The following is a 16,218-nucleotide window of genomic DNA, read 5'->3' as shown; positions in this document are numbered from 1 at the left end:
CCGCACACCGTACGGAGGACGTCGGCGGGAGCGACAGCAGGGGCCGCGGGTTTGCCACCCGATCCGTGACCCGGTTCGGCGTTCGCCACCCGATCGGGCCAGGATGGGAGGCATGAGCGAGGCACCCCGAGATGATCAGCTGGAGAACGAGCGGCACGTGGTCGTGGTCGGCCCGGACGGCACGCCGGTGGGAACCGCACGGGTGCCGGGCGGCGACGAGGCGGGCGGCGGTCAGGACGTGACCGACCTGGTCGAGCAGCCCGCGAAGGTCATGCGCATCGGCACGATGATCAAGCAATTGCTGGAGGAGGTGCGCGCGGCGCCCCTGGACGAGGCCAGCCGCAACCGCCTCAAGGAGATCCACAAGCGGTCCATCGACGAGCTCGAGGACGGCCTGGCGCCCGAGCTGCGCGACGAGCTGGAGCGGCTCTCCCTGCCGTTCACCGAGGAGGGCACGCCGTCCGACGCGGAGCTCCGCATCGCCCAGGCGCAGCTGGTGGGCTGGTTGGAGGGCCTGTTCCACGGCATCCAGACGGCCCTGTTCGCCCAGCAGATGGCAGCGCGCGTCCAGTTGGAGCAGATGCGCGGCCGCGCCCTGCCCGCCGGGTCGGGCCACGCCGACGTCGAGGGTGGTCCGCACATCCGGGGGACTGGTCAGTACTTGTAACGTTCCGGTGCGGCGTTGAGGTCGCGGGGCTGGACAACGGGCACCGCGCTGCCCGACCGTGTTCACCGCCACACCCGCGAGAGGAGCCGACAGGTGCTCGACAAAGTCCGGCACAGCCCGATCGTCGACGAGGTCCGCAAGCGCGTGCGCGGCAAGATCCTGCGGGTCATCGACGAAGCGGTGCGCCCCTACCACCGCGAGCAGGCCGAGCGGATCGCCGCGCTCCAGCAGGAGCTCCACGAGCTGCGCAGACAGGCGGACCGGGCGGTCGACGCGACGGTCCAGTACGAGATCCGGGCCCGGCGCGACCTGGTGTTCGCGGGCGAGCAGGAAGCCGCCAAGGAGAGCGCCCGGTTCATCCGCAGGCACCTGCCGACCGCGCCGCACTTCGGCCACCCGCACGCCACGCTGGAGCACGCCCTCGGCCTGGTCTCGGCCGAGGGCATGGCGCTGGAGTTCGGCGTCTACACCGGCGGCACGCTGAAGCTGATCGCCACCGCGTTCGAGGGCCGCGACGTGTACGGCTTCGACTCGTTCGAGGGCCTGCCCGAGGACTGGCGCAACGGCTTCCCGGCCGGCCTGTTCGGCATGGACGGCCTGCCCGACGTGGACGGCGCGGAGCTGGTCGTCGGCTGGTTCGACGACACCCTGCCCGGCTTCCTCGACGAGCACACCGGCCCGGTGTCGTTCCTGCACGTCGACTGCGACCTGTACTCGTCGACCAAGACGGTGCTGGAGCTCGTCGGCCCGCGGCTGGTGCCCGGCAGCGTGATCGTCTTCGACGAGTACTTCAACTACCCGGGGTGGCAGGACCACGAGCACAAGGCGTGGTCCGAGTACGTCGACCGCACCGGGATCGAGTTCGACTACTGCGGGTACACGTACGACCACGAACAGGTGATCATGAAGGTAACCGGTGTGCCGGAGGCCTCGCAGCAGCGGTGACCGCACCGTGACAGCCCGGCGACAGGGCCACCACCCCGTCGCCGGTAGTCTCCTTACTCGTGCAACCCACGAGTACGGTCGAGCGACCACCCGCTCCCCTGGCACCCAACTCGCGCACCTTCGCGCGCGCGTTCGGCGACGTGCGCGACGCCTGGCGGCAGCGGGAGCTGTGGGGCCATCTGGGGTGGCAGGACATCAAGCAGCGCTACCGCCGGTCGGTCATCGGCCCGCTGTGGATCACGATCTCCATGGGCACGACCGCGCTCGCGCTCGGCCTGCTCTACTCCCAGCTGTTCAACCAGGAGCTGGGCACCTTCCTGCCGTACGTGACGGCGGGGTTCATCATCTGGCACTTCGTCCTCGGCGTGGTGACCGAGGGCACCGAGGTCTTCATCGCCAACGAAGGCCTGATCAAGCACCTGCCCGCGCCCATAACGGTGCACGTGCTGCGCATGGTGTGGCGCCAGACGCTGTTCCTCATGCACAACATGGTCGTCTACCTGGTCGTCCTCGTGATCTTCTTCCCGACGCTGAGCGAGAGCTACCGTATGGAGGGCGACAAGATCCTCCAGCCCGGCCTGTCGTGGACGGTGCTGCTGGCCATCCCGGCGCTCGCGCTCGTCGTGGTCAACGCGGTGTGGGTGGCGCTGCTGTTCGGCATCATCAGCACCCGGTTCCGCGACATCCCGCCGGTCATCAGCAGCTTCATCAACCTGATCTTCTTCATGACGCCGATCGTGTGGCACGTCGGCGTGCTCAACAAGGTCACCGGCGGCGAAGGCAGCGGTGGCGACGGCGACTGGCGCATGCTGATCGCCGAGCTGAACCCCATCTACCACTACGTGGAGATCGTCCGGGCGCCCATGCTCGGGCACGCGCAGGACTGGCACCACTGGGTGGTCGTCGGCGCGTTCACCGTCGTGGGCTGGGGACTGGCGTTGATCGCGATGCGGAACTACCGTGCCCGCGTCTCCTACTGGGTCTGAGTGAGGCCGCAACACATCATGGTCAGCATCGACGTCTGGAACGCCTCGGTCGACTTCCCGATCTTCGACGCCAAGTCGAGGTCGCTGAAGAAGCTCGCGCTGGGCAAGGTCGGCGGCAAGATCGGCTCCGAGGGCCGGGTCCCGATCATCGAAGCCCTGCACGACATCAACATCTCGCTGCGGCACGGTGACCGGGTGGGCCTCGTCGGCCACAACGGCGCCGGCAAGTCGACGCTGCTGCGGCTGCTCGCGGGCATCTACGAGCCCACGCGGGGCAGCTCGCGCGTCGTCGGCAAGGTCGCGCCCGTGTTCGACCTCGGGGTCGGCATGGATCCGGAGATCTCCGGGTACGAGAACATCATGATTCGCGGTCTGTTCCTCGGCATGAGCCGCAAGGAGATGGAGAAGCGGGTCGACGACATCACCGAGTTCACCGAGCTCGGCGACTACCTGCAGATGCCGCTGCGCACCTACTCCACGGGTATGCGGGTGCGGCTGGCGCTGGGCATCGTGACGTCGATCGACCCGGAGATCCTGATCCTCGACGAAGGCATCGGCGCGGTCGACGCGGCGTTCATGGCCAAGGCACGCGACCGGATGAACGACCTGGTCAAGCGGTCCGGCATCCTGGTCTTCGCGAACCACTCCGACGACTTCCTCGCCGAGTTCTGCTCCACGGCGATCTGGATGGACGAGGGCAAGGTCAAGATGCAGGGGTCTCTGCGGGAGGTGCTCACCACCTACAAGGGACGTGACCCCTTCGAGAACATGGCCCCGGAGACGCTGGAGCGGATCGGTCAGCCGCGGGTGCTGAGCGGGAACGGTGGCGAGTAGGTGAGCGTCGTGGGCGCACTGCCGCAGGGCTCCGTCGTCGGTGTCGTGGTGACGCGGCACCGGCGGGAGCTGCTGGCCGACTCGTTGAAGGTGCTGGCTTCGCAGACCCGGCCGCTCGACCACCTCGTGGTCGTCGACAACGGGCCCGACCAGCCGGTGGACGACCTGGTCGCGCAGTGCCCGATCCCCACCACCTACCTGGCCTCGCACCGCAACCTCGGCGGCGCGGGCGGGTTCGCGCTCGGGATGCTGCACGCGCTGTCGCTCGGCGCGGACTGGCTGTGGCTGGCCGACGACGACGGCCGGCCCGCCGACGAGACCGTGCTCGCCGTGCTGCTGGAGGAGGCGCAGCGGCGCAAGCTGGCCGCCATCTCGCCGGTCGTGACGAACATCGAGCGGCCCGAGAAGCTCGCGTTCCCGCTGCGGCGCGGCCTGACGTGGAAGCGGAACGCGTCCGAGCTCGGCGTCGACTTCCTGCCGGGCATCGCGTCGCTGTTCAACGGGGCCCTGTTCAAGGCGTCCACGGTGGACGTCATCGGCGTGCCGGACTACCGGCTGTTCTTCCGCGGTGACGAGGTGGAGATCCACCGACGGCTGGTGCGCACCGGCCTGCCGTTCGGCACGTCGCTGAAGGTCGCCTACCTGCACCCGGACGGGTCGGACGAGTTCAAGCCGATGCTCGGCGGCCGGTTCCACGCGCAGGACCCGGAGAACGCGATCAAGCGCTACTACACCTACCGCAACCGGGGTTACCTGCTGTCGCAGCCCGGGATGCGGAAGCTGGGCCTGCTGGAGGCGTTCCGGTTCGGGCTGTACTTCATCGGCGTGCGACGCGACCCGAAGGCCTTCGTGGAGTGGCTGAAGCTCGTGCGGCTGGGGCAGCGGGAACGTTTCTTCCGAAAGTGACGCGATTCCGCGCCGGTCCGGAGTTCAGCCCGACGCGGAATCGCTGACGGCGAACCCGTCTTGCCTGCCCGGTGGCACCGCTGGTGGGCTGTCCGGCATGACTTCTGAAGCGCGTAAGACGGCTCTGGTGCTGCACCTGGCCGCGAACTCGAACCCGATCTCGATCATGGTGTCGCCGGAGACCGCCGAGGACCTGGGGTCCAGGTTGATCCAGGTCGTGCGGAACGGCCACACGCAGGCCATCCAGACTGCCGACGGCAAGGAGTTCGTGGTGAACTTCAGCCACGTCGTGGCAGCGCATTTCGCCTAGAGATGTGGATGGAAGAAGAAAGAAGAAAGAAGAAGAAGAAGAAGAAGAAGAAAGAAAAGAAAAAAGCTTTAAAGCATGTCCTCGCCGGACGGGCAGATCAGCAGGATGACCGGGGGTTGGGTGGTTCTGCTGCGGGTCCGTTGTGGTCCGGGGTGCGTGTCATCCCACCGACCTCCCTCCGGGCTACCACACGTATCAAGGGGGCGCCCCCAGTGAGAGCCGTAGCCAGTGCTGGACAACGCCCCCTTGACACGCGCGGTAGGGCAAAGCCAGGTCGGCGGGATGACACGAACCCCTCGATTAAGCAAACCGCCCTGGCACTGACAGCGGGTCAGGCACCCGGCCGACGGGGAATGACCCGGGCCCGTCGCCGCGGACCGGTCGCTGTCGGTCCACTGGCGGGCCCTTCTCCCTAGAGGAGGGGTTCGTGTCATCCCGCCGACCTGGCGCAGCCCTGCCACGCGTGTCAAGGGGGGCCGGGTTCACCGATGGCCACGGCATTCACTGGGGGCGGCCCCCCTTGATACGTGTGGTAGCCCTTGTGGAGGTCGGCGGGATGACACGTACCCCGGACCAACGACGGACCCGGCACACAACCACCCAGCCCCGGTCATCCTGCTGATCTGCCCGTCCGGCGAGGACATGCTTTGAAGCTTTTAGAGCTTTGAAGCCCTCGAAGCGTCAGAATCCTGGCCGACCGACCGGGCCGACCGGCCGACCGGGCCGGCGGTCAGGCGGGGGTCAGCGGTTCTCGAAGGCCTTTCGCCACTGCTCGGCGGAGGTGAGGTCGGGCAGGGCGTCGCGGTACTGGCGGCGCAGGCGCGGCCATTCCTTGCCCAGCCTGCGGTAGTTGCGGATGGCGCGCGCCATCAGGGAGCGGAACTGGTCGGGGTCGCGCTTGTAGAAGGCGACGCCGGTGCCGTCGGCGGTCGAGACCGTGGCGCTGTCCAGGTTGCCGAGCAGGAACCAGCGAGCGTTCAGGGCCGGTACGTTGAGTTGCGGGCGGTCCCCGGCGGAGGCCTGGGGTGGCCGCAGGTTGTGCAGGACGGACTTGGCCGCGCGCACGGCGATCGTCGCTTTGCCCTTGGACGGCCGGAGCAGGGCTTCCGCGCGCACCATGTCGAACGTGGGCGGCGGGAACTCGCGGGCCGACTCCAGGCGCTGGGCGTCGCTGTGCTCCTCGCGCAGCGCGCGCACCATCGGCAGCGCCGAGCGCAGCGAGTCGAACAGGCCGGCGGGACCGTCCAGGAAGTCCTCGATCGCCTTCTGCTGCAACACCACCGTGGAGTACTCCATCGACAGCAGGTGCCGCAGTGACAGCTTCAGCCCGTGCTTCACGATGCCGTTGCGCACGTCGTACGGGCTGTGCAGCGCGGCCAGCACGAGCCGGTTGCGGGTGTGGAAGTAGGCCTGCCAGTCGGTCGAGTCGTTCTTGTCCGTCCACGGCATGTGCCATACCGCCGACCCCGGCAGCGACACCGTCGGGTAGCCGTGCTCCAGCGCCCGCAACGAGTACTCGGCGTCGTCCCACTTGATGAACAGCGGCAGCGGGTAGCCGGTCCGCTCGATCACCTCGCGCGGGAACAGGCACATCCACCAGCCGTTGTAGGTGGCGTCGACCCGGGGGTGCAGCTCGGGCGTCTCGCGCAGCGACGACACGGCGAAGTCGTGGTCGGTCACGGCGCCCGGCGCGGCCCGCCAGAAGCAGGTGCCCAGGTCGACGATCTCCGCGGTGCTGTGGAGCCTGGTCCTGGCCTGCAGGTTCAGCATGTGGCTGCCGACGATGACCGGTGACGCCGCCGCCCGCGCGAACGCGTTGGACCGCAGCACGGCCTCCGGCTCCAGCCGGATGTCGTCGTCCATGAGCATGATCTGGTCGGCGTCGGTGTGCTCGACCGCCTCGAACATGCCCCGGGTGAACCCGCCCGCGCCGCCGAGGTTGTCCTGCTCGATGACCTCCAGCCGGCCGCCGAGCCCGGCCTCGGCCTCCGCGAAGCCCGCCAGCGAGCGCACCTTCACCGCGCCCTGGTCGGCCACGAAGACGTTGCTCACCACGTCGAGCACGGCCGGGTCGCTGCCCAGCGCCCGCAACGCCTCCACGGCGTCGTGCGGGCGCATGGTGGTGATGCTGACCGCGACCTTCTTCACCGGCAACGGCGTCCGCACGGCCCACTCGGCGTCCTGGATCTCCAGGGGCGTCTCGTGCGTGAACGCGTCGAACCAGATCAGCCCGCCGTCCTCGAACGGCCGCAGCGACACCGGGAACTCCAGCGACGTCCAGTCGGCCGCGTCCCGGACGAACGAGCCCTCCAGGTGCACGACGTCGCCGCTCGGCTTGGACCGGTACACGTCGATCCGGCCGGAGCCGCGCACGCGCATCCGCAGCACGACCTCGTCGACGACCGTCCACCGCTTCCAGTAGCTGGCCGGGAACGCGTTGAAGTACGTCGCGAACGACACCTTGGCGTGCTCGGGCACGGTCAGCCCGCGCCGGGAGTCGACCTGGCAGTGCACGTTCTCCGGCTCGTCCAGGTACATCGGCCGGACGTCGAGCGGGTCGTCGTCCCTCGGCAGGATGATCCGGTGCACTGCGTCCACTGAAGGTCCCCAGGTGAGAAGCGCGTGAGAGAAGAAGTGGGTGAACGGAAGCGGGGCGACCGCCCAGGGCCGCCCCGCTCACCGGTCACAGGTCGTACAAGCGCCGCCAGTTCTCGCGGCTCGTCAGCTCGCCCATCGCGTCGCGGTAGGCCCGCTGCATCTCCGGAGCCCGCTGGTACAGCTCCTTGAGCAGCTTGGTGCCCTCCCGGCCGAGCCGGATGGCCAGCTCGCGGTCGCGCCGCCGGACCCGCACGCCCTCCTGGGACGCGTCGGTGACCACGGCGGTGTTGAACAGCGACACGTGCCACCAGGCCGAGTCGCCCGCGGCCACCGCGCCGACGTCGTGCACGCTGCGGCCGAGCAGCTGGTTGACCACGCGCTTGGCCAGCACCGGCGCGAACAGCCGCGGCGCGGGCGGCGCCGAGATCAGCGGCAGGTCGCCGGAGGAGATGCCGGGCACCTCCGAGGCCGGGTGCTTGACCGTCTCGGGGTACTCGGCGCGCAGCTTGCGGATGTCCGCCGCCGCCTGGACGCCGCCGTCACGCAGCATCTCGGGGCCCTTGAGGAAGTCCTCGATGGCCTTGAGCTGGGTCGCGGCCAGGCCGTACTGCATGCCGACCAGGTAGGTGGCGAGCTGGGCCGCCATGGACCGGCAGATCCGCTTCGGGTCGAACTGGCTGTGCAGCGCCGAGGTGATGAGGGCGTTGCGCAGGTTGAAGTACCGGTGCCAGTCGTCCCAGTCCTTCCAGTGGAAGTCGGCGTGCCACACGCCCGCGCCGGGCAGCGTGACCGTGGCGAACCCGTGGGCGCGCGCGCGGTAGCCGTACTCGATGTCGTCCCACTGGAAGAACAGCGGCAGCGGGTAGCCGACCGCCTTGACGATCTCCGACGGGATCAGGCACGACCACCAGCCGTTGTAGCCCGCGTCGACCCGGCGGTCCTGCACGTTGCGCTTACCGGTCTCCTCGTCGTACCCGGTGAGGTCGGCGTCGTGCAGCGCGCCCTCCACGACCTGGCCGGGGGCCAGCGTGTCGAGGTTGGCGTACTCCGCGCCCACGTGCAGGTGGTTCGGGTGCAGCAGGTACAGCATCTGCCCGCCGACGATGACCGGCTGCGCGGTGCGGTTCGCGAACGCGGTCGTGCGGACCACGATCTCCGGCTCGCACAGCACGTCGTCGTCCATGAAGAGCACGTTGGCGTTCTCGGCGTGGTCGACCTCCATGACCTGGTACAGGCCGCGGGTGAAGCCGCCGGCGCCGCCGAGGTTGGGCTGGCGGATGTAGCGCAGCTTGTCCCCGAGCGCGGCGGCGACCTCGGCGAACCGGTCCCGCGACTCGACCGGGTCGCTGCCCTGGTCGACCACGTAGACCGCGTCGACCAGGCCCAGCGGCTCGGGGTCGGACGCGAGGGCCGCCATCGTGTTGAGGCAGTCCTCGACCCGGTTGAACGTGCAGATCACGATCGCGGTCGGGCGGACCCGCTCGGGCGGCACGACGGTCCACCGGGCGTGCTCGACGACCAGCTCGTGCTCGCCGGTGACGACGTCGAACCAGAGCGCGCCGCCGTCGGTGAACTTGTCGATCTTGGCCGTCATGGTGACGACCTGGCCCGACGCGTCGGCGACCTGCTCGGCGACGACGGTGCGCGACTCGCCCTCCGCGTCGGAGGCCACGACGGAGACGGTGCCGGAACCGGTCAGGGTCAGGCTCAGCTCCACCTCGGGGCTGACGCACCACCGCTGCCAGTACGTGGCCGGGAACCGCCCGAAGTAGGTGTTCATCGACACCGTGGCGTGCGGGTGGACGACCATGCGGTGCCGCTCGCGGTCGGCGATGCCCTGGGAGATCTCGGCGTAGAGGTCCTCCGAGACGATCTGCGACGGCCCCGCGAAGAGGCCGCGCTGTGCCAGCAGTTTCTCGGGTGCCTCGTGCTCGACGAGGGTGGAGTTGCCCGACATGACCGACTCAGTCCTCCAGCGAACCGTCCAGCGCCCGACCGGAGGCCAGGTGCGGGGCGATCTTGTTGTCGAACACGCTCAGCGCGGAACCGATCGCCATGTGCATGTCCAGGTACTTGTAGGTGCCCAGTCGACCACCGAAGACGACGTTACGCTCGGCGGCTTCCGCTCGCGCGAGCTCGCGGTAGCGCTCCAGCTTGGCGCGGTCCTCGGCGGTGTTGATCGGGTAGTACGGCTCGTCGTCCTTCTCGGCCGCGCGGGAGAACTCGCGCACGATGACCGTCTTGTCCGACGGGTACTCGCGCTCGGGGTGGAAGTGCCGGAACTCGTGGATCCGGGTGTACGGCACCTCGGCGTCGTTGTAGTTCATGACCGGCGTGCCCTGGAAGTCGCCGACCGGCAGGACTTCCTGCTCGAAGTCCAGCGTGCGCCAGCCGAGCCAGCCCTCGCTGTAGTCGAAGTAGCGGTCGAGCGGTCCGGTGTAGACGACGGGCGTGCCCGCCGGGATCTCGTCCCGGACGTCGAAGTAGTCGGTGTCGAGCCGCACCTCGATGTTCGGGTGGTCGGCCATCCGCTCCAGCCACGCGGTGTACCCGTCGACGGGCAGGCCCTCGTAGGTGTCGTTGAAGTAGCGGTTGTCGAAGGTGTAGCGCACCGGCAGGCGGCTGATGACCGCCGCGGGCAGCTCCTTCGGGTCGGTCTGCCACTGCTTGGCGGTGTAGTCGCGCACGAACGCCTCGTACAGCGGGCGGCCGATGAGCGAGATCGCCTTCTCCTCCAGGTTCTTCGCGTCCTTGGAGTCGATCTCGGCGGCGTGCTCGGCCACCCAGGCGCGGGCCTGCTCGGGGCTCAGGTAGCGGCCGACGAACTGGGAGATGAGGCCCAGGCCCATGGGGAACTGGTAGGCCTGGCCGGCGTGCATCGCGAACACCCGGTGCTGGTACCCGGTGAACTCGGTGAACTGGTTGACGTAGTCCCACACCCGCTTGTTGGAGGTGTGGAACAGGTGCGCGCCGTACCGGTGCACCTCGATGCCTGTCTCCGGCTCTGGCTCGGAGTAGGCGTTGCCGCCGATGTGCGCGCGGCGTTCCACCACGAGCACGCGCTTGCCGAGCTGTGATGCGGTCCGTTCGGCGACCGTGAGGCCGAAGAACCCGGAACCGACGACGATCAGGTCAAATCCAGCGAAGCTCACAGGGCCCGAGGATAGTCGCGCCGGGCGATCGGGCCGGCGGGTACCCACCCGGAGTGGGCCCGCGCGCCGGTCTACCGGCCTGGAGGGTGATCGGGGAGCCCCCGTCGGTACACTCCGCCGTGAGGCCGTACCACAATGTCACAGCACCGTGCGCCTGGCACGGTCACGCTGTCCGGTGTCCGCTCACGCCACCGGTGGGTGCCTCAAGCATCTCTACGACGGCGGGGTAGCAGGGACATGAGCTGGTTGGACGTTGTGCCGGTCGCGCTCGTCACCGCGGCGTGGCTGATCGGTCCCGGCGCGGCGCTCTCGTACGCGATCGGCCTGCGCGGGCTGTCCGCCTGGGGCATGGCGCCGACGCTGAGCATGCTCATCGTGCCGCTCACCGCCGTGCTGGCGGACGTGCTGGGCCTGCGGTGGTCGCCGTTCGTCGTGCTGGGCGCCACCGCCGTGGTCGTCGTGCTCGCCGCGGTCGTGTCGCTGCTGCTGCGGCGGATCGCGCCGCCACGCGCGACGGACCCGCGCCGGGTGCTGGCCGCCGCCGCCCTCGGCCTGCTGCCCGCGATCGCGATCGGCTGGTACGTGCTGGTCCAGGGCGTGGGGCAGCCGGATCAGCTGTCCCAGACCTACGACGCGATCTTCCACTACAGCGCGCTCGCGCACATCCTCGACTCGGGCAACGCCTCGTCGATGGCCATGGGCACGCTGGGCAACGTCGCGACCCCGACCACGTTCTACCCGGCGGGCTGGCACGGCCTGACCACGCTGGTGGTGCTGAGCACGGGCGTGCCGATCGCGACGGCCGCGAACCTCGTCGCGGGCGTCATCTCGATGCTCGTCTGGCCGTTGAGCTGCATGCTGCTGGTGCGCCAGCTCGTCGGCCGCTCGACCGCCGCCATGGCGGTGACCGGCGCGGTGAGCGTCGCGTTCACCGCGTTCCCGTGGGGCCTGCTCGGCTTCGGCGTGCTGTGGCCGAACCTGCTCGGCCTCGCCCTGGCGCCCGCCGGCGTCGCCATGGTGCTCGCCGCCACGTCGCTGGCCAGGGAAGACGTCATCGGCAGGCGCCGCGCGATGGCGCTGGCCCCGCTGGTGGTCGTGGCCTGCGCCTTCGCGCACCCGAACACGGTGTTCAGCCTGATCGTGGTGTGCCTGTTCCCGATCGCCACCAGCGTCCTGCGGTGGGCGGTCCGGCTGCGCCGCGCCGGGCGCACCGGCCGCGCGGTGACCGGCGTGTCGGTCGCGGCGCTCCTCTTCCTGGGCGCGTGGGCGTACGTGGCGCGCGCGCCGATGTTCGCCGAGGTCCGCAGCCACGTCTGGCCGCCGTTCGAGACGCCCGCCCGCGCGGTCGGCGAGGCCCTGCTCAGCGCGCCGAACGGCAAGCCCGCGCTGTGGGCGCTGTCCCTGGTGGCGGTCATCGGCGCGGTGGTCGCGTGGCGGCTGCGGACCAGCCGGTGGCTGGTGGCGGCGTTCGCCGGCACCGCGTTCCTCTACGTGGTGACGGCCTCGATCAACCGGCCGAGCACCCAGTTCATCACCGGCTACTGGTACAACGACTCCTTCCGGCTGGCCGCGATGCTGCCGCTCACCGCCGTGCCGCTCGCCGTGCTCGGCATCACCCGGCTGGCCGACCGCCTGGGCGCGCTGATCGCCAAGGCGCCCGCGCCGGCGGCGACCGTGCCGCCCGGGACGGTCACGGCGGGCGCAGTCGAGGGCAGGGCCGTCGAGGGCAGGGCAGTCGAGGGCAGGGCAGTCGTCGGGCGCCGGTCCCTGCTGCGCACGCCGACCGTGCTGAGCCTGGTGGTGCTGGCGGTGCTGGCACTGGCGACCAAGTTCTTCTACGTCGGGGCGAACACGGACATCGTGGCCGGGACCTACGCGGTCGAGGACGTGCCGCAGAGGTCCACGCTGGTCGACCGGACCGAGATGGAGTTCCTGCCCGAGCTCGAGGCCGAGCTGCCCGAGGACGCCCTGGTCGCCAACAACCCGTGGGACGGCAGCACCGTGATGCTCGCCGAGGTGAGCCGCCGGGCGCTGTTCCCGCACGCCAACATCCCGTGGAGCACCGAGCAGCAGTACCTCGCGGCCAACCTGGACGACGCGGGCCGCGACCCGGAGGTGTGCCGGGCGGCCGAGCGGCTGGGCGTGCACTACCTGCTGATGGCCAACCGGACGTTCTGGCCGCACGACGCGCGCAACAACGACTACCCGGGGCTGCGGGTCTCGGCCTCCGACCCCGGCTTCGAGCTGCTGGCCCAGAAGGGCACCGTCAAGCTGTACCGGCTGTCCGCGTGCGACGCCGGGAACCCCGTGACGTCACGCTGAGCGCCGCGCCGCGGACCGCGGGTGGACCCGGTCGGTCGGCGGCGCGGCCCGCACCCCTACCGTGTGGCAGGTGTCGACCTCGATGACCCTTCGGCGATTCTTCAGCCCGTCCGTGCAGATGGCCGTCGGCCTCGGCGTGTTCGGGCTGGCCGGCTACCTGTTCGTGGCGCTGACGGGTCACACGCTGAGCACCGACCAGGCCAACCTGGCGGTGACCCTGTACTTCGTGGTCAACGTGATCGGGCCGGGCATCTTCGCCGCCCTGGAGCAGGTGACCAGCCGCGCCGTCGCCTCCGGGCAGCCCGTGCGGGCGGTCGTCCGCCGGGTGTGCGCGTCGGGCGGGAGCCTCGCGGCGGTGGTCGTCGCCGTGCTCCTGCTGCTCGCGCCGTTCGCGGTCGACCGCACGCTCGGCGGCGACTGGGTGCTGTTCGCCGAGGTCCTGGCGACGCCGGCGCTCATCGCGGCGCTGAGCGTCGTGCGCGGCCTGCTCGCCGGCCTGCAGCGGTTCAGCGGCTACGCGGTGACGCTGACCGTCGAGGGCGGCGTGCGGCTCGGGCTGTGCGGCCTGCTGGTCGTGCTTCAGGCGTCCGAGGCGTGGCTGTTCGGGCTCGCCTACCTGGGCGGGTCGGTGCTCGCCACGCTGGCCGGGCTGCTCTGGCTGCCGAAGGGGCGGTCGGCGGCGACGTCGAGCGCGGTCGCGGTGCCGCCGGTGGGCAAGGCGCTCGCCGCGCTGGCGGCGGCCACGCTGCTGTCCCAGCTGCTGCCCAACCTGGCGCCGCTCGCGGTCAACTCCCGGCTGCCGCTGGACAGCGTGGTGGCGCTGGCGTTCGGCCAGGCCGTGGTGGTCGCCCGCATCCCGCTGCTGCTGCTGTACCCGATCCAGACGATGCTGCTGCCGAGTCTCACCGCGGCGGCCTCGAAGGGCGACCACGGCTTCGTCGCGCGGCGCATCAAGCTCGCGCTCGCCGTGCTCTGCGGGCTCGGCCTGGCCTACGCCGTGGTGTTCACGCTGGTCGGGCCGTGGCTGCTGCGCACGTTCATGGGCACCAAGGTCGACCCGGCCACCGCGGTCACCGTGCTGCTCGCGGTCAGCACGGTCATCCTCATCGGGGCGTTCGTGGCGCAGCCCGCGCTGGTCGCGCTGGGTCGCGACAACACCATCACGCTCGGTTGGGCGGTCGGCTCGGTGGCCACGCTGGTGATGGTCACCCTGCCGGGTGACCCGCCGTTCGTCGCGGCGTTGGCGCAGACCGTCGGGCCCCTGCTGACCCTGCTGGTGATGCTGCTGGGGCTGCGGGCCGCGCTCCGCCGGGCGGCTGCGACGGGCGGCGCGAGCCGGACCACCGAGGCTGCCTGAGCCGACGCCCCGGGCCGCGCGGCGGCCGGGCCCGGTGGCCCGGCCGGACCGCTGCGCACCCGGCGGGTCACACCCGGCGGATCGCCCGTCCCGCGAGCGACTTGGCCAGCTTCAGGTCACGCGCCAGCGCGGCGTCGAGCGCCGACTTGGTGATGTGCCCCCGGCACAGCAGGTGCAGCCGCGCGGCGCGCGCGGCCTTGTGCCAGCCGGCCGCGTTGAGCTGCTCGGCCGCCGCGGCGTAGTACCGCTGCTCCTCCTCGAACCGCTGCACGCTGTGCGCGCCGATCGAGGAGTGGCTGGCCGCGTGCCTGCGGTAGCGGAACACCGGCGTCGGGTCGAGCGCCAGCGTGCCGCCGCCGATGAGCATGTCGATCGACCAGGCCAGGTCGGCGATCGAGCCGAACTCGCCGAGCCGCGTGATCCTGGGCACGGCGTCGTTGCGGAACGCCATGGCCGGCACGTACAGCCAGTTGCCGTTCATCAGGCTCTGCGCGGCGGCCGGGCCGTCCAGCTCGCGCTCCTTCCACGCCGACCGGGCGGCCACCCGCTTGATCTTGTCGGCCAGGCTGTCGGTCGGGCGGCTCTCGCCGTCGACCACGGTCACGCCCGGGTGCACCATGACGGCGTTCGGGTACCGCTTGAACGCGTCGAGCACGACCTCCACGTACCGGGGCTCCAACGCGTCGTCGGCGCCCATGACGACGAGGTACTCCTCCTTGCCCAGCGTCATGCACTTGCACACGTTGCCGGTGGCGCCGAGGTTCTGCTCGTTGCGCACGTACTCGATGCGCGGGTCGGCCAGGCCGAGGACGTACTCCTCCGCCGTCGTGTCCGGGTACCGGTCGTCGACGATGGTCAGCCGCCACCGGTCGCTGGTCTGCTTGCGGACGCTGTCGACCAGCTCGATCAGGAACCGCGGGTCCACGTAGTAGGGGACGACGAAGTGGATGCTCATGACCGCTCCGCACCCGCAGGGCCCTGACCGGCGGAAACCGGGGGCTCGGCCTGGCGCAGGGCGATCGCCCGCGCCAACCGCGCGTAGCGCAGCTCCAGCTCCTTGAACCGCAGGTAGGCGTTCAGCGTGGTGAAGGTGAACACCACGACCAGGGCGTACAGCAGCAGGTCGGTGCCGCGGCCGACACCGAGCCACCCGGCCACCACGGTCACGTCGCCCGGGCGGAGCACGGCGTAGATCCCGAACACCACGAACAGCATGAACGCGAGCTTCACGCTCGCCGCCGACTTCGTCGTCCCGCGCTTGCGCAGGAACAGCAGCAGCACGGCGAACGAGAACAGGACCAGGATGTACTGGATCAGCATGATCAGTGCGCCTTGCTCTTGAGCATGGTGTCGAACAGGATGTTCACACCGTTGATGAGCGACTGGCCCTTGGCCATCGAGTACTCGGTGTAGAGGATCGTCACCGGCTCCTCGGCCACCCGCCACTTGTGGTGGTCGATCATCTCCACGATCTCCGACGCGTGGCCCATGCCGTTCAGCGTGATGTTGATCCGCTCGGCCACGGCGCGGTTGAACACCCGCAGGCCGTTGTGCGCGTCGGTCAGGCCGAGCTTGCGCGTGCGGCGGCTGAGCATCACGACCGTCTTGAGCACCACCCGCTTGATCCACGGGATGTGCGCGGTGTCACCGTGGAACCGGGTGCCGACGATGATGTCCAGGGGCTCGGAGCGCAGCCGCTCGAGCATCGACAGGACGTCCTCGACGCGGTGCTGGCCGTCGGCGTCGAAGGTGACGAAGTACTCGGCGCCCGGCTGCTTGCGCGCGTACTCGATGCCGGTCTGGATCGCCGCGCCCTGGCCGAGGTTCACCGGGTGCTGCACGAGGTGCGCCCCACCTGCGCGAACGCCGTCGGCGGAGTTGTCACGACTGCCGTCGTCCACGCACACCACGTTCGGGAACGTCTCCCGTGCGTGCCGCACGACGTCCTCGATGACCTGTCCCTCGTTGTAGACCGGGACGACGAGCCACACTTCCGACCAGTCGGTCACAAGAGGTCTCCAGATACCACTGCAAGATGGACGAAGGTGGCACGAAGAGTACTGCAACCCCGGACATCTACACTGCCTCGGGTACGCCCAGCAGCCGCACGACAAGCGTCCGGAGTCGACGCCGCTCGCGGC

General features: G+C 70.1%; 14 protein-coding genes. 8 read left to right on the top strand and 6 right to left on the bottom strand.

From position 1 onward, the window contains the following. Positions 1 to 112 precede the first annotated feature (112 nt). The 6 genes from IOD16_RS37550 to IOD16_RS37525 all read left to right on the top strand — a co-directional run bounded on the left by IOD16_RS37550 (position 113) and on the right by IOD16_RS37525 (position 4,648). Positions 113 to 667, top strand: a complete 555-nt coding sequence (locus IOD16_RS37550) for a bacterial proteasome activator family protein (protein ID WP_123744694.1) — start codon at positions 113 to 115, stop codon at positions 665 to 667. A gap of 93 nt (positions 668 to 760) precedes the next feature. Next, positions 761 to 1,612 carry a class I SAM-dependent methyltransferase gene (locus IOD16_RS37545; RefSeq protein ID WP_201438106.1) on the top strand — a complete coding sequence of 284 codons (852 nt, stop codon included), beginning with the start codon at positions 761 to 763 and terminating at the stop codon, positions 1,610 to 1,612. A 59-nt stretch (positions 1,613 to 1,671) separates the two neighbouring features. Then, positions 1,672 to 2,598 carry a galactan export ABC transporter permease subunit Wzm/RfbD gene (gene wzm, locus IOD16_RS37540; RefSeq protein WP_201438105.1) on the top strand — a complete coding sequence of 309 codons (927 nt, stop codon included), beginning with the start codon at positions 1,672 to 1,674 and terminating at the stop codon, positions 2,596 to 2,598. Positions 2,599 to 2,616: 18 nt separating this feature from the next. Further along, on the top strand, positions 2,617 to 3,432 hold the full coding sequence (wzt, locus tag IOD16_RS37535) for a galactan export ABC transporter ATP-binding subunit Wzt/RfbE (RefSeq protein ID WP_123748206.1): 816 nt from the start codon (positions 2,617 to 2,619) through the stop codon (positions 3,430 to 3,432). Between the two features lie 9 nt (positions 3,433 to 3,441). Then, entirely contained in the window at positions 3,442 to 4,338 is an 897-nt protein-coding gene (gene glfT1, locus IOD16_RS37530; RefSeq protein ID WP_201438104.1) for a galactofuranosyltransferase GlfT1, read from the top strand. A 97-nt stretch (positions 4,339 to 4,435) separates the two neighbouring features. Continuing rightward, entirely contained in the window at positions 4,436 to 4,648 is a 213-nt protein-coding gene (locus IOD16_RS37525) for a hypothetical protein (RefSeq protein ID WP_148088884.1), read from the top strand. A 741-nt stretch (positions 4,649 to 5,389) separates the two neighbouring features. Here IOD16_RS37525 and IOD16_RS37520 read toward each other — a convergent pair. The 3 genes from IOD16_RS37520 to glf form a co-directional block, all read right to left on the bottom strand. Continuing rightward, positions 5,390 to 7,246: a glycosyltransferase gene (locus tag IOD16_RS37520; RefSeq protein ID WP_236594609.1), complete on the bottom strand. Its 1,857-nt coding sequence runs from the start codon at positions 7,244 to 7,246 to the stop codon at positions 5,390 to 5,392. Between the two features lie 85 nt (positions 7,247 to 7,331). After that, entirely contained in the window at positions 7,332 to 9,203 is a 1,872-nt protein-coding gene (locus tag IOD16_RS37515) for a glycosyltransferase (RefSeq protein ID WP_201438103.1), read from the bottom strand. A 7-nt stretch (positions 9,204 to 9,210) separates the two neighbouring features. Beyond that, positions 9,211 to 10,398 (bottom strand): UDP-galactopyranose mutase, encoded by a 1,188-nt coding sequence (glf, locus tag IOD16_RS37510; protein ID WP_123744700.1) that lies wholly within the window; start codon positions 10,396 to 10,398, stop codon positions 9,211 to 9,213. A 237-nt stretch (positions 10,399 to 10,635) separates the two neighbouring features. On the opposite strand from glf, the gene IOD16_RS37505 reads away from it, so the two are divergent. Both IOD16_RS37505 and IOD16_RS37500 read left to right on the top strand, forming a co-directional pair. Next, complete coding sequence (locus tag IOD16_RS37505) at positions 10,636 to 12,720, top strand: DUF6541 family protein (RefSeq protein WP_201438102.1); 2,085 nt, start codon at positions 10,636 to 10,638, stop codon at positions 12,718 to 12,720. An 82-nt stretch (positions 12,721 to 12,802) separates the two neighbouring features. Beyond that, the gene (locus IOD16_RS37500) at positions 12,803 to 14,077 is read left to right on the top strand and encodes a hypothetical protein (protein WP_201438101.1); all 1,275 of its coding nucleotides are present in this window, start codon (positions 12,803 to 12,805) and stop codon (positions 14,075 to 14,077) included. Between the two features lie 67 nt (positions 14,078 to 14,144). Here IOD16_RS37500 and IOD16_RS37495 read toward each other — a convergent pair whose 3' ends face one another. The 3 genes from IOD16_RS37495 to IOD16_RS37485 are packed head-to-tail and all read right to left on the bottom strand — an operon-like array spanning position 14,145 to position 16,086. Next, on the bottom strand, positions 14,145 to 15,032 hold the full coding sequence (locus IOD16_RS37495; RefSeq protein WP_123744703.1) for a glycosyltransferase family 2 protein: 888 nt from the start codon (positions 15,030 to 15,032) through the stop codon (positions 14,145 to 14,147). Further along, the gene (locus IOD16_RS37490; protein ID WP_201438100.1) at positions 15,029 to 15,397 is read right to left on the bottom strand and encodes a DUF2304 domain-containing protein; all 369 of its coding nucleotides are present in this window, start codon (positions 15,395 to 15,397) and stop codon (positions 15,029 to 15,031) included. Before IOD16_RS37490 ends, IOD16_RS37495 begins: the two co-directional genes overlap by 4 nt. A 2-nt stretch (positions 15,398 to 15,399) precedes the next feature. Continuing rightward, entirely contained in the window at positions 15,400 to 16,086 is a 687-nt protein-coding gene (locus IOD16_RS37485) for a glycosyltransferase family 2 protein (RefSeq protein ID WP_123744705.1), read from the bottom strand. Positions 16,087 to 16,218 lie beyond the last annotated feature (132 nt).

It is taken from the genome of Saccharothrix sp. 6-C, assembly GCF_016695385.1.
Classification (GTDB): domain Bacteria; phylum Actinomycetota; class Actinomycetes; order Mycobacteriales; family Pseudonocardiaceae; genus Actinosynnema; species Actinosynnema texasense.
The sequence above is the reverse complement of the archived record's forward strand: the minus strand, read 5'-3'. Positions and strand labels throughout refer to the sequence as shown.

Excerpts from the sequence above, each read along its gene's own strand:
- IOD16_RS37550 (WP_123744694.1), top strand. The coding sequence starts at position 113 with ATGAGCGAGGCACCCCGAGATGATCAGCTGGAGAACGAGCGGCACGTG.
- wzt (WP_123748206.1), top strand. The coding sequence starts at position 2,617 with ATGGTCAGCATCGACGTCTGGAACGCCTCGGTCGACTTCCCGATCTTC.
- IOD16_RS37525 (WP_148088884.1), top strand. The coding sequence starts at position 4,436 with ATGACTTCTGAAGCGCGTAAGACGGCTCTGGTGCTGCACCTGGCCGCG.
- IOD16_RS37515 (WP_201438103.1), bottom strand. The coding sequence starts at position 9,203 with ATGTCGGGCAACTCCACCCTCGTCGAGCACGAGGCACCCGAGAAACTG.
- IOD16_RS37505 (WP_201438102.1), top strand. The coding sequence starts at position 10,636 with ATGAGCTGGTTGGACGTTGTGCCGGTCGCGCTCGTCACCGCGGCGTGG.
- IOD16_RS37500 (WP_201438101.1), top strand. The coding sequence starts at position 12,803 with ATGACCCTTCGGCGATTCTTCAGCCCGTCCGTGCAGATGGCCGTCGGC.
- IOD16_RS37495 (WP_123744703.1), bottom strand. The coding sequence starts at position 15,032 with ATGAGCATCCACTTCGTCGTCCCCTACTACGTGGACCCGCGGTTCCTG.
- IOD16_RS37490 (WP_201438100.1), bottom strand. The coding sequence starts at position 15,397 with ATGCTGATCCAGTACATCCTGGTCCTGTTCTCGTTCGCCGTGCTGCTG.